This window comes from Flavobacterium sp. GCM10022190, assembly GCF_042656445.1.
In the GTDB taxonomy this organism is placed as follows: Bacteria; Bacteroidota; Bacteroidia; order Flavobacteriales; family Flavobacteriaceae; genus Flavobacterium; species Flavobacterium nitratireducens.
On sequence record NZ_JBHSOQ010000003.1, the window covers coordinates 417,944 to 432,167 of the forward strand.

At 35.4% G+C, this 14,224-nt stretch carries 10 protein-coding genes; all 10 read right to left on the reverse strand.

The window, feature by feature from the left end:
* Nucleotides 1-9: 9 nt before the first annotated feature.
* The 10 genes from ACFPTQ_RS11915 to ACFPTQ_RS11960 all read right to left on the reverse strand — a co-directional run bounded on the left by ACFPTQ_RS11915 (nt 10) and on the right by ACFPTQ_RS11960 (nt 14,217).
* A complete protein-coding gene (locus ACFPTQ_RS11915; RefSeq protein WP_379777755.1) occupies nt 10-1,773 on the reverse strand; it encodes a glycoside hydrolase family 43 protein in 1,764 nt (587 codons plus the stop codon).
* A gap of 121 nt (nt 1,774-1,894) precedes the next feature.
* The gene (locus ACFPTQ_RS11920; protein WP_379777756.1) at nt 1,895-3,271 is read right to left on the reverse strand and encodes a glycoside hydrolase family 43 protein; all 1,377 of its coding nucleotides are present in this window, start codon (nt 3,269-3,271) and stop codon (nt 1,895-1,897) included.
* 32 nt (nt 3,272-3,303) lie between these two features.
* Nucleotides 3,304-4,197 carry an alpha/beta hydrolase gene (locus ACFPTQ_RS11925; RefSeq protein WP_379777757.1) on the reverse strand — a complete coding sequence of 298 codons (894 nt, stop codon included), beginning with the start codon at nt 4,195-4,197 and terminating at the stop codon, nt 3,304-3,306.
* 29 nt (nt 4,198-4,226) lie between these two features.
* The gene (locus ACFPTQ_RS11930) at nt 4,227-5,384 is read right to left on the reverse strand and encodes an alpha/beta hydrolase-fold protein (RefSeq protein ID WP_379777758.1); all 1,158 of its coding nucleotides are present in this window, start codon (nt 5,382-5,384) and stop codon (nt 4,227-4,229) included.
* 5 nt (nt 5,385-5,389) lie between these two features.
* Nucleotides 5,390-6,508: an alpha/beta hydrolase-fold protein gene (locus ACFPTQ_RS11935; RefSeq protein ID WP_379777759.1), complete on the reverse strand. Its 1,119-nt coding sequence runs from the start codon at nt 6,506-6,508 to the stop codon at nt 5,390-5,392.
* 18 nt (nt 6,509-6,526) lie between these two features.
* Nucleotides 6,527-7,696, reverse strand: a complete 1,170-nt coding sequence (locus tag ACFPTQ_RS11940) for an alpha/beta hydrolase (protein ID WP_379777760.1) — start codon at nt 7,694-7,696, stop codon at nt 6,527-6,529.
* Nucleotides 7,697-7,724: 28 nt separating this feature from the next.
* Nucleotides 7,725-9,005, reverse strand: coding sequence for a glycosyl hydrolase family 8 (locus ACFPTQ_RS11945; protein WP_379777761.1), 1,281 nt, complete (start codon nt 9,003-9,005; stop codon nt 7,725-7,727).
* Nucleotides 9,006-9,021: 16 nt separating this feature from the next.
* The gene (gene xyl3A / locus ACFPTQ_RS11950; protein WP_379777762.1) at nt 9,022-11,613 is read right to left on the reverse strand and encodes a xylan 1,4-beta-xylosidase; all 2,592 of its coding nucleotides are present in this window, start codon (nt 11,611-11,613) and stop codon (nt 9,022-9,024) included.
* A 38-nt stretch (nt 11,614-11,651) separates the two neighbouring features.
* Nucleotides 11,652-13,226, reverse strand: coding sequence for a glycoside hydrolase 43 family protein (locus ACFPTQ_RS11955; RefSeq protein WP_379777763.1), 1,575 nt, complete (start codon nt 13,224-13,226; stop codon nt 11,652-11,654).
* A gap of 31 nt (nt 13,227-13,257) precedes the next feature.
* The gene (locus ACFPTQ_RS11960) at nt 13,258-14,217 is read right to left on the reverse strand and encodes a glycoside hydrolase family 43 protein (protein ID WP_379777764.1); all 960 of its coding nucleotides are present in this window, start codon (nt 14,215-14,217) and stop codon (nt 13,258-13,260) included.
* Nucleotides 14,218-14,224: the final 7 nt, after the last annotated feature.

Sequence of the window (14,224 nt, forward strand, 5' to 3'; positions counted from 1 at the left end):
TATACCAATTTACTTTGGTTGTGCATCGTTGTTTGAAGTAGCATACAAGCCTAGCAAACAACCTGTAAACCCACCAGCAACATCTGTTGATAAAATATCGCCAGATACTGCTCCTCCAACATTAACAAATTCAACTCCATCTGTTGAATAACCAAAAGTATATTGATCTCCTTGGGCTTTGATTTGCAATTGTAGTGGTTTTTTAAGTTCAATTTTGGCACTAGCAACAATTGTAGAATTTACAGCTGTATCTCTTCTCGTTTTTTGATTTTTTTGTAATACTACATAATAATCATTATCCTTTTTTGTAATTCCAAATACATAATTTGACCCCTCATTTTGTAAAGCAACAACCCCTGCTAAATCTTTATCTGAATTTGGCTTGTATTCGATAGCTGTTGTAAAAGAAAAACTATTGTGTTGCTGACGATAAAACAAAGTTGAAGTAGGTTTCATCTCTTTGATGTTAGTATCAAATGGATTTATTTGTAAGCCTTTCTTAGTTGTTGCAATAAATTTTTCACGAGGTCCTCTCAGACCAATCCAACGGTAGTCTAATTTACTAGCTGTAAAATTATCTTTGAATGTAAAATTTCCATTAGGGAAAAAACCCTCTTTACCTGCTTTATTTTCGGTAACCCCTTTAGGCATTTTAATTTTTGGTTCTAATGGAATTAATCCATTTTCAAAAACGGGAAACTCTCCAGACCAATCTACTGGCAAAATAAATGTTTCACGTCCTGTATTCACTCTATTTTTTTCATTAGGTCTAACCGCTAAGAAAACACCATAATACTTATCACCAGGACCTTTAACTAAATCGGCATGACCAGCCCAGTCTACTTTATTTTTTCTGTCTTTTTCAAAATATCTTTGAGTCAATATCGGGTTGTTTGGTGCAGGAATAAAGGGCCCTTTTGGACTATCACTTTTAAAAATTACTTCGCTATGCCAACCTCCTGTACCTCCTTCGGCGCACATTAAAAAGTATTTTCCATCTTTTTTATACAAATGAGGAGCTTCAATCCAGATAGGTTTTTTAGCAGGATCTACACCACCATCAACAATAATTTTATCTGTACCAGGAATTACTTTATCGTTTTCAACATCGTATTCCCATAATTTAATCACACGGTGACCATTATAACGTTCTTTTCCTTGATCCGGAGCATCATTATGAACTATATATCCTTTCCCGTCATCATCGAAAAATATACATGGATCAATACCGCCAAAACCTAATTTAATTGGGTTCCCCCATCCTTTCTTAGGATCTTTAGTCTTTACTATTATATTATTCAATCCTCCTGAAAAAGCAGTTACAATCATATAAAAAGTATCATTATGAGGATTGTAAGTAATTCCAGGAGCATATACTCCAGCGCTAATTCCTGTGTCATGAGGGTTAAATTGAGTTACATCATTTAATACGCCTCCTAAATCTGTCCAGTTTACTAAATCTTTAGAGTGAAAAACAGGTACTCCTGGAAACATCGCAAAAGATGAACATACCATATAATAATCATCGCCTTTGCGAGTTATGGCTGGATCTGGATAACAACCTTGCAAAACAGGAGTATAAAATTCATCTGATTTTAATGGGTTATCTTTATAAATCTGATCATCACCTTGGTAGGTAAAATTCGAAAAGATAGGAGCGTTATTTTTTGACTTGTTTTGACTATTTGCTCCTGTCAAGGAGAACAAAACTGTACTTAAAAAAAGTAGTACTTGTGTTTTTTTCATTACATTATTTTTTTTGGTTGATTTCATTATTTTTTTTTTGAAACTCGTTAATCAGATGTTCTTTAAAAAAATATTTTGGTGATTAAAAATCTAAATTACATTATTTTTTTATTAAAACAACCGATTGCTTAAATATTTGAAAGGAAAATTATTTCCCAAACATCCAATAATCAAAATACAGGATATTGCTGCTGGCTTTTCCTTTGAAAACAAAATACAAATCATGAATGCCTGTTGTTTTTTTAACATCCACTGTTTTTAGAGCCCATCGGTCATTACCTCCCGTCATTGGTACATTTATCGTTCCTATTAGTTCACCTTCATTGGAATCTAATCGTATTTCCATTGTCACATTTCCATTGTGAGTAGTACCAATTCTGCTTGTGAATTTTGAAGCCCCTTCTTTACCAAAATCTACCTCTTTCACTTTTGTAAAAGAATTGTTGCTTTTGGCTGTGATAAAGTTACCAACACTATTATTTTTCATTGATTTTACCCCTTCTGACCAAGCGATTGTCTCTGCTTCTGTTTTAACATAAGGGTTCAAAGGTTTTAAAGTTTGCTTGATTCCTTCTGTCATATTCATTGGAATGATAGTACCATCTTTATTAAATTTAAGTTCTTCAACGCATACTGAACGAGTAAAACCTCCTCCTCCAGGAAGCGCTCCGTTATGATAGAAAAAATAACTTTTCCCTTTAAAATCAATGATCCCAGGATGATTTGTAAACGAGCCTCCTTGTGTAGGCATTACAATCCCTTGGTATTTCCAAGGTCCTAAAATATTTGTACTTGTAGAATATCCAATATGTTCTGAAATAGGCCCAGCAGCAAAAAATAAATAATACAGATTATTGCGCTCATATAACCAAGGTCCTTCTTCATAAGTAGTTGGCCTTTGTTCGTTTACTTTTCCTTCTCTTTTACCAAATGCTTCAATAGTATTTGGTATTTGTTGGATTTCGCCTTCGTAGGAAATCATATTCTCTTTTAATTTCACAAAATGACATACTGGATTCCCCCAAAACAAATAAGCCTGACCATCATTATCAATAAAAACCGTTGGATCAATATCGGCATTACTATTCGAAATTAAAGGTTTCCCTAATGGGTCAATAAAAGGACCGTAAGGACTATCCGAGACAGCAACTCCAATACCGTTCTTTCCCTGCCGATCAGTAATAGGCACATACATATAAAACTTTCCTTGTCGCTCGATACATTGAGTAGCCCAGGCATTCATTTTTGCCCAATCAAATTCTTTATACGAAAGAACAGCTCCATGATCTGTCCAATTGACCATATCTTCGGTAGTATATAAGCGCCAATCATTCATAGTAAACCAAGTGGATTCATCTTCGTCATGACTGGTGTATAAGTACACTTTTCCGTTATAAACCATTGGGGCGGGATCGGCAGTGTAATTCGTTTGAACAATAGGATTTTGAGCCTTTAACAAAGAAAGATTCAAAAATGCTACAAAAATAAAAAGTAATACTGCCTTTGATTGAAAAAATTTAAACATTAAAATGTATTGAATTATTAGTAAAAAAGGGGTTATTTGTCAGTTGAGGCTGTATTCAAAATTGTGTATTGACTCAATGAAGCTACATCTACTGGCTTAAATAAAAATTGAGAATACATGTACAATCCATTTTTCCAAACTTTAAAATCATGACCTCCTGGCTCTAAATAATACACATGAGGAACATTGTTTTTTAGTAAATATTCATGTGTACGTTTGCTAAAATTCAATAGTCCATCTGCATCACCACAAGAAATCCATAAAAGTTGTAATTTTTTCTTTGTTTCTTCTGGATTTGGAACCAAAACTTCTGGCAATTTCGTATTAGGAGCCGATGAAAAACCACCTACCCAGGCAAATTTATCCAGATTACCTAAACCAAAATTCAAAGATTGACCGCCACCCATGGAAAGTCCTGCAATAGCACGATGCTCTCTATCGGTTAATGTTGGATAGTTTTTTTCGATAAATGGAATTAAATCGTCCAAAAGATCTCTTTCAAAAGTAGCAAAACCTTGCACTTTTTCTGGAGCCATGATATTTCCTGTAGCACGATCGTCTTTTATCGCTCTACCATTAGGCATCACTACAATCATTGGCTTTATTTTTCCTTCGGCAAATAAATTGTCTAAAATAATTTGTGGTGTTCCGCCTTTTAACCATTCTTTTTCATCACCACCAATTCCATGAAGTAAATACAAAACTGGGTATTTTTTATCTTTAGAAAAACCTGGCGTTTTGTATACCAATGCTTTTCTGATGGTGCCTACGGTAGTAGAATTATAACTAATTGAATCTATTGTCCCATGAGCAATTGTTGGCCTTAATTGGTCAAATCCTTTAGGTCCTTCTTTTTCGATTTTCTGTGCAATTAGCATTAAATTACACATAAAAAGCATTGAAGCCGTTGCAATAATTTTTTTCATTGTTTAAGAGTTGTTGGTTGGTAAATATTTTATTTTTTAAAAATTTTAGAAGCAAATTGGTTCAAGCATCTACGCCAAGTAAGCCATTCATGAGCTGTTTCGGGTGATTCATAGTACACATATTTAATACCTTGTTTGTCTAACATTGTTTTAAATGCACCTACTGAACCCGGAAAAGGCACAGGTTCTTTAGTCCCTAATCCCAACCAAAACAGTTTTATCTTATTGTTTAGTGAATTGGCATCTTTAAATTTTCCCTCTAAAAAAGTATCAACATCAATAGGTTCTGCACTTGGATAATTAGAGGTTCCACTAAATCCACCATAATACGAAAAGGTGTCTAAATGATTCATCATAATTCTCATGGTTTGATTAGCTCCCATTGAAAGTCCTGCTATTGCTCTGTTTTCGCGATTGGCTATCGTACGAAACTTAGCATCAATCATAGGGATAATTTCATTAATTACCACTTCTTCAAAAACAGATTCTGGTCTAGAATTATTTGCTTGCGGTTTATATGCATATCCATTATCCATCACAATGAGCATTGGTGTCGCTTTTTGATCAGCAATTAAATTATCTAAAATTAAATTCGCTTTTCCTTGTTGAGACCATCCTGTTTCATCTTCAAAACTTCCGTGTTGTAAATACAGCACTGGATATCGTTTGTTTTGATTTTGATAATATTCTGCCGGTGTATAAACATAGCAGCGTCTATACGAATTAGTCAATTTAGAAAAATAAATATTTTCACTGACCAATCCGTGAGCAACATCTTTAAGAGCATAAAATTCTTTGTCTGTAGCCGGAATTTCAATACCACTTCCTAATCGACCAGCCCCATAAAAATATTGAGACCCTGGATCAGGAACCGATGCGCCATCAATATTTAATTGATAATAATGAAATCCTTCGTCTTGAGGATTAGATTCTCCAGTCCAAATTCCATTGGCATCTTTAATCATGTCGTATTTTGTCCCTCCAATGTCCAACTGTACTTTGTGGGCTTGAGGAGCAGAAATACTGGCTCTTACTCTACCCTGTGAGTTTACTTGAGGGAATAATTTCCCTTGTTGATTAACAGGAGATGGCTTAAAATCTTCAACTATTTGAGCGGTATTTGTTTGCCCCATTACGAATGAAGCAGACAACATCACAATTCCGAATACAATTGATTTAGTGACCATAATCTTTATTTATCAGTAAAAAGTAAAGGAGCGAATTCTTTAAAACTACGACGCCAAGTTAAAAATTCATGTGCTGTTTTATCCGAAACATATGAAACGGCTTTAAAACCTGCTTCTTTTAGCGTATTTACAGCACTATTTACACGATCTGGATTTTCTTTACTTCCACAACTGATAAAAATAAGTTTTACTTTAGACTTGTCTTTAATTTCTTCTGGTTTATAAATACCACCACTTAAAAGCGCATAATGTGAAAATACATCCGGTTTATTCAATGTGATTGTATGTGTTTCCATGCCGCCCATTGATAAACCTGCCATAGCTCTGTGGCTTTGCTTAGCAATCGTACGGAAATTAGAATCTACATAAGGAATTAATTCATCAACAAGTACAGTTTGAAAAGGTTCAATTTTAAAACTTGCCATACCTCCCCATTTAACTTCATTGGTCATACCATAAGTCATCACTATGATGAACGGTTTTATTTTTCCTTCGGCTATTAAATTATCCATGATTAGGTTAACACGTCCTTGATTACTCCAAGCGGTTTCATCTTCGCCCCAACCGTGTTGCAAGTACAAAACAGGAAACTTCTTAGAGGTTTCTGTAAAATAGGTTGGCGGTGTATAAACATAGGCTCTTCTCGAAGTATTAGTACTCTTAGAAGGAAAAAGAATTTGTTGAACACTGCCATGAGGTAGCTCCTTAAGTGCATAAAAATCTTGATCATGAGCCGGAATTTCTATCCCGCTTTCCCAACGAGTAGAACCATAATAATTTAATGCTCCAGGATCATTAAAAACCCCGCCATCAACAGTCACATGATAATAATGAAATCCTTCGTCCATAGGTCCTGCAGTTGTTCCTGTCCAAAAACCCTTTTCTCCTTTTGTCAGAACCGTTCCTCCTTTGGCTCCGCCTAATCCTAAGCTAACCACAACCGATTGTGCTTCTGGTGCAAAAATTTGAAACCTCGCATATCCTTGCGAATTAACTTTGGGAAATTCCTGTCCTGGCTGATTAAGCACAGAAGGTTTAAAATCTTCAGTAATTGTTCCCTGAGCTTTACATACCATGCAAGTCATGGCTAACACGAATGCAAATAAAATTGAAAATTTCTTCATAAAATATTTTTTAAGTAATTAATTTTTAAACAAAAGCGGTGCAAATTCATGTAAACTTCTTCTCCAACTTTGCCATTCGTGAGCTGTTAATGGAGAAATATAAAAATGTGTATTCATTCCTAAATTTTTAACCGCTTCGGTATTAACTTTTGGATCACCACCAATCCCAGCACGACGATTATCTAATTCGTGACTTCCGTAACTTACAAATAATAATTTTACATTTTCTTTAAATTCAGGTGCATTTTTTACATCTTCAACCGAGATACTTCCTCCACTAAACATGCCTACGTAAGAAAACATTTTGGGATTAGCCAATGTAATAACACGAGTTTGCATTCCCCCCATCGAAAGTCCAGCCATAGCTCTGTTAGCCGAATTAGGCAATGTTCTATAATTAGCATCAATCATTGGAATAATTTCTTCTAATAAGGTTTTGGAAAAACCATCCGCCCAACCTTTAGGAGGCCAAGTTCCGTTTGAACGTTGTTGTTGGATCGCCTCGGGACTTAATTTAGGAGGTGTCCAAGTCCCATTGTCCATAACAATAATAAAAGGATTTGTTTTCCCTTCGGCTAATAAATTATCCATAATCAAATTAGCATGTCCTTGGTTAGACCAACCTGTTTCATTTTCGCCTCCACCATGTTGCAAATACAAAACAGGGTAGCGTTTATTGTCTTTATTATAACCTGGTGGCGTATAAACAAAACAACGACGCATAGCATTATTGATTTTCGAAAAATAGAGTTGCTCTCTTAACTCACCATGAGGAACATTCTTGTTAGCATAAAAATCTTGATCTTTTGCAGGGACTTCTATTCCACTTCCCCATCTACTGGCACCATAAAAATACATACTTCCTGGATCAGGTACTGAAGCACCATCAATGTTCAATTGGTAATAATGAAAACCTTCATCTTGTGGTTCTGAATCTCCAGTCCAAAGTCCTTGAGCATCTTTAACTAAATCGTATTTTTTTCCTCCTAAATCAAGCTGAACTTTACTTGCTTCTGGAGCAGCAATTTGTACTCGTACTTTTCCTTGCGAATTTACCTGAGGATATTGCTTACCCTGCTGAGTGGTAGCCGAAACTTTAAAATCTTCATTTGATGGAGCTGTTTGAGCCAAACAAAGTCCACTAGAAACGAAAGAAATTAAAAGAAATCCTAAAATTTTCTGATTCATATTTTTTGGTTTAATAGTTAATAGACAATTAATTCGTTTGAGGTGCTATAATTTGATACTTTCCACTAAGATGCATTAAACTAAACAAGTACATCAAGCCATCATAATAAGGGTCAAAATAACCGTCCTCATAAGGTTCTAACTTGGCATTCCATAATGCATGCACAAAATCCAGACTAGCTTTATCCTTATTAACCAATGATGCTGTTGCTGAAGTTGCCACTAATCCAATAGAATGTCTTAATTTTTTAACTGGACCAGCCTGAAGAATAAAATCGGGGGTAGTTCCATCTAAATTGTATTGGTCTACATAGGTCTCCATTCCTTTGGAGCGTAAAAAATTTTGAAATCGCTTAGCATAATCTTCTTGCCAATCTTTGTCTTTACCGTACCAAGTATAATCCATGGCTATATTCATTGGCACACGCCATGAATCGTATCTAAAGGCTGCAGGCATCCAAGGTGTTGAATGAGGTGTCCCATCAAAATTGGTATAATCGGCATTTAAACCCGTTACGGGATGACACGCTTTATGCAAAAAATTTCGCGATACTTCGGCACAATCTTTATAAAATTGTTCATGACCATCTTTGGCGTATAAAGCCCATATTTCATAAAAAGCAGGCAAATGATACGAAGGGTCAGTCCATAGGTAAGCTCCTCCTTCTGGTACAAAAGATATTTGTTTATGTTCTGTGTTAATTAGATTAAAAATTTTATCCTTTCCGTCTTTTTTCCACATGGCATCCAAAATACGACGGGCTTCTTTATAATAATTAATCCCAGTATCATTGCCCCATCTATTGGATGCAAATAACAAACTAGTGATATAATATAGTTCTCCATCAGATGCTGAACCTTTCGCATTTTGCTTTTTTGTTTGCGGATTCACACTCCATGCAAAATAACCTTCTCTTGAACCTTCCTGATGCTGCATGTATTTTACAGACCATCGCCATAAACGATCAAAAACCTCCTTCTTATTTAATTGAACCGCAACCATCATTCCGTAGGACATTCCTTCTGTACGGGCATCATTATTTTTGATATCAGAAACGTAACCTAAAGAATCACCTTCTTCAAAATATACTCTGTTAGGTCCTTCAAAAACATCGTAATACGCTTTATTTAGTTTTTCATCAATGTCTTTTTGACTATATCCTGCTTCTTTAAAAAGATTACGATATTGAGGTTTTTCCCAACCTAATAAGATTTTACCTTTTTTGTTTTGAGCAGTCACTAATGAACTCACAAGTACCAATAATGATACAGAAATGAGCTTTTTAAAAATTGTATTGTTTTTTTTCATTTTTCTAAACTACTAATTACTGTATAATTATTCTCCTTATTTTCAAACTATTAATATCCGAACTATTTCCATAATAAAGTTCGTATTCGCCTGGAGTTACTTTCATTCCAATAGTGGCTGCATCATAAAATTCAAAAGACGAAACAGGTAATTGGATAGTAACATTTTGCTTTTCCCCTGCTTTTAGATCAACTCGTTGAAAAGCACGTAGCGTTTTTAATGGACCGTCAGGATCATTCAATTTTCTAACATATACCTGAACGATTTCTGTACCATCTCGTTTACTTATATTTTGTATTGGAAAACTTAAACTTACCCCTTCATTCGATTGAATGATACTCTTGTTTACAGCAGCATTTCCAATGGAAAACTTGGAATAACTCAAACCAAAACCAAAAGGAAATAAAACATCCGTTGTGTACCGATACGTTCTTCCTTTCATTGAATAATCTTCAAAATCACCAAATTTCTCCGAATTCTTATAAAATGAAATAGGAAGTTTCCCTGCCGGATTATAATCTCCAAAAAGAACATCTGCAACGGCCTGTCCTCCAGCTTCTCCCGGATACCAAGCTTGCAAAATAGCGTCACAACTTTCTGTTTCTGGAGTTAATGCAATCGCTGAACCTGAACAATTAACAAAAATGATTTTTTTTCCTGCTGCTTTTAGTTGTTGTAGACACATTCTTTGCACGGCTGGAAGTTCGATATTGGTCCTATCGCCTCCCTTGAAACCTGGATAGGAAACTGGCATCTCTTCTCCTTCCAATAATGTAGAAAGACCACCAACAAAAACGACCGTATCAATCCCTTTTAATTGCTGGATTAAACCACTAAAATTGACTGGATATTCTTTTCCAAAATCAAATTCCAAATTCGCTTGCCAATTATTTGATTGCGCATACAAAATTTCAATTTGATATTTTTTCCCAGCTTCCACAGCAAAAGGAATTTTACCTGGAACCGTGCGCCAATTAGTATATTTAACTACTGATTTCCCGTTAACCAACAATTCAAAAGCACCTGTAGCTCCCGTTTTAAAAACTAAAGAATCATTTGTTTTTGCTGTAAATTCGGTTTCATATTTTGCCGAAAAACCTTCTAATTTAACTCCTGAAGCAAATTCGTGTTGACCTGCTGTAGTAATTTTGATAGGATGAAGAATTTGTTGCGAAATTACAGCATCGCCTTCGCGATTGGGGTTATTCCAAAATGTAACTTTCATTCCTTTTTTCCCTTCAAAAGAAAATTGATCAAAATACGATTGAGTAACCTTATCCTCAACTAAATCAGAAGCTTTATCATAAAAAATTTTATTTGAGTTAATTTTGGATTCTATCCCATCTTTAATAGTAATGGTTTTTACGGGAGTTCCATTATAGTTCCCCCATAACATAGGTTCGTTATCAGCATTAGGACCTATCACAGCGAGTTTTCCAATGGATTTATTCAAAGGAAGAATATTGTTTTTATTTTGTAAAAGAGTCATCGATTTTTGGGCCATTTCAAGAGTCAATTGCTGATGTTCTTTGCTATTTAGCACCGAAGGCGGAATTTGAGCCCAAGGTACAATCGCATCATCATCCATTTCACCTAAATCAAAACGACCAATTAAAACACGAAGCAAACTTTTATCAATATCTTCTTCTTTAATTAAATCTTTGGCTACAGCTGCCGGTAGTTCTTTAAATGGATATTTTTCCCATACACATTCTACATCTGTCCCTGCTAATACCGCTTTTGAGGCAGCATGTACAGCATCCGATGATACTTTATGCGTTGTGTAAAAATCAGTTACCGCGCCACAATCTGATACCACCAAATATTTATAGCCCCATTCATCTCGAAGGATTCGCTGTAAAAGTCGGGTATTACTACAACATGGTTCATCATCTAAGCGTTGATAAGCGCACATCACCTGACGCACATCGGCATCTTGTACTAACGATTTAAAAGCAGGCAAATAGGTCTCGTACAATTCACGAGGATTAACCTGATTCAAATTTAATTCGTGTCTACTCCACTCTGGTCCCGAATGTACCGCATAATGTTTGGCGCAAGCCAAAAGTTTTCGGTATTTTGCATCTGCAGGACCTTGCAAACCTTTCACCACCGAAATTCCCATTCGAGAAGTTAGGTAAGGATCTTCGCCATAGGTTTCCTGACCGCGCCCCCATCGAGGATCTCTAAAAATATTAACATTTGGTGTCCAAACGGAAAGACTCAAAAATCGTTTGTTTTCATTTCCATTTTTAATCCACTGATTGTATTTAGCTCTTGCTTCATCAGAAACGGCATTAAAAACGCGATAGAGTAATGCATCATCAAAAGAAGCTGCCATTCCTATTGGTTCTGGAAAAACAGTTACATTATCATTATTAGCATAACCATGCAAGGCTTCACTCCACCAATTGAATTTTTTAATGCCAAGTCTTGGTATTGCATCACTCTGATCACACATTAAGGCGGCTTTTTCTTCGAGAGTTAATCGTGAAATTAAATCTTTGGCACGTACTTCTGAACTAAGAGAAGGATCCTTGTATGGGTATTGCTGTGCACTTAAGCCAACTATTGAAAATAAACAAATACATAAATGACTTATTTTCATACTTTAAATTTTAAAATTGAGATTTAAAAAGAGGAAAACTATTCTTTTGAAATGCTGTCCTTGATATGGAAATAATCAAAATCTACATAGCCTCCTGGGTTTTTAGTCGCATAATTAAATAGGCCAAAACGATAGCCCATAAAATGTGGCAGTGTATATGGCAATTTTATAGGATTACCAATTGAAATCCATTTTTTCCCATCTAAACTGTAAAAAAACATTCCTTTATCAGCTCTGTTTTTAAAATCACATTCTGCCTTAAAATAAACTTCGTCTTGATTAAGAGGAATACTGCTAATTTCTTTTGCATTCCCTTTTGCAGCATCTATCTTTACAATTTTCTTAGCACCATTTTCAATTTTAACTGCTAAAAGCCCGAATTCTTTTTGCAGTAAACAAAGACCTGCAAGATCGCCTTCTTTCATTTTAGAAACTTCTAAACGCGTAATCGCTGCACTTTCTGGTCCAATAGTTCTTTGCGTTAAGGTATTTTTAGCTAGAACAAAACTGCTATCAATTCTGGCTGTTTTTAATCTTAAATATCCTTTTCGTTCTCTAACAGACCAAAGTGAATTATCTGGATTATGGTTCCATTGCCACACTAAAGGCAAAGCTGCATCTTTTTTATTTCGAGTGAATTCATCCGAGGCTACAATACCAGGAATTAAACCTTTACTTGGCGGTAAATCTAAAAATTCTGGAACTTTACCATTAGTTCCCAAAATTGGCCAACCATTTTCCCATTGTACAGGAACTAAATAAGGAATACGACCTACTCCTCCAGCATCTCTGAATAGATAAGAAAACCATTTTCCATCCGGAGTATCGATAAGTCCTCCTTGAGCCACTCCTTGATCTTGTAATCCAATTTTGCCTTCCCAAGGCCCATCAATACTATCGGCACGATGAATAACAACGGTACGCATACCGCCACGTGGCCAACAAATATTAAATAAATAGTATTTCCCATTTACTTTAAAAAGTTGAGAACCTTCAGAATTCAGCATAATATTGTCCCCTGCAGGAGCACTTGCATTTTCAATCAAAACTCTTTTCGTTTCTTCTTTAACTCCTGACAAATCGCTCTTTAATTCAATACATTGAATTTTACCAGCGCCCCAAACCATATACACTTTCCCATTATCATCAAAAAGGATAGAATGATCATGATAGGAATTATTGAAAACAATTTTTTTCCACGGTCCCTTTTCAATGTTTTTAGTTGAAAAAATATAGGTTTTACCTGTTGTCCCTGAAAAAGTACTTACATAATAAATACCATTATGAAAACGTAAAGAACTTGCCCAAGAACCTCTCCCGTAATCATTTTTACCATTTTCAAGTTTAAGTCTGTCATCGTTATCTTCTAGTGTTTCATAGGCGTAACTAACTAATTTCCAATTAACCAAATCATTCGATTTCATAATTGGAACACCTGGATTCACGTGCATTGTAGTACTACTCATGTAGTAAGTATCTCCTACCCTTATCATAGAAAGATCAGGAACATCTGCATAAATCAGAGGATTTTTAGCCTTGTTTTCCTGTGAAAACGCAACCGTTTGTGTCATTAAAGCCAAAAGAGCACAAATGAAAATAGTAGTACTTTTCATTATATAGAAATTTAAAAATTAGGAAATCTTGTTATTTGATCTTACTCACGCCTTCCGTCGTTTGTATTACTTTTTGGATAGTACCATCCTCATTATAGTACATGTAATCTACACATACAGAACGTCTATAACTTCCACCTGTAGGTAAAGTTCCATTGTGATAAAAGAAATAGGATTTTCCTTTGTAATCTACAATACCAGGATGCGTAGTGAAACTATTTGGTACATTTTCCTGAATTATTCCTTGATAGTTCCATGGTCCTGTAGGGCTTTTTGCTGTACAATATTCAATCATCTCTGGCTTAGTACCAGCACTGGCATAAACCAAATAATAGAGCCCTTTTCTTTTATACACCCATGGCCCTTCAATATAATTTTTAGGTTTGAATGCAGTAATTGGGCCATCCATTTCTATCATATTCTCTTTCAATTTAACCCATTTACAGCTCCCATTTCCCCAATACATATAGGCTTGACCATCATCGTCAACAAAAACAGTTGGATCAATATCATCCCATGCATGTGGTTTATCGGTAGTCATTTCATTGATTACAAGAGCCTTTCCTATTGCATCTTTAAATGGTCCCGTAGGACTGTCAGAAACAGCTACACCTATGGCAGCGCCTCCTCCGCTAACTTCATCTTTTTTATGAAAGGTAGAAACAAACCAATAAAACTTTCCGTTTCGTTCAACACATTGAGCAGCATAAGCATCTCCTGTAGCCCAAGAAAAAGTACTTGGTGAAAGTGGTGCTCCGTGATCTTTCCATGTTTTCATATCAGTTGTTGAAAAAACATGCCAATCGGCCATTTTATAATTGGTATCGGCCTCGGTAGCAACATCGTGACCGGTGTAAAGAAATAAAGTGCCTTTGTGTACTAACGGCGAAGGATCGGCCGTAAATATATGTTTAATAATGGGGTTTTGTGCTGCTATATCAAAAAATGATATGCAACAAAGAGTCAAGAAAATACTTGTCTTTAATTTCATAATAATA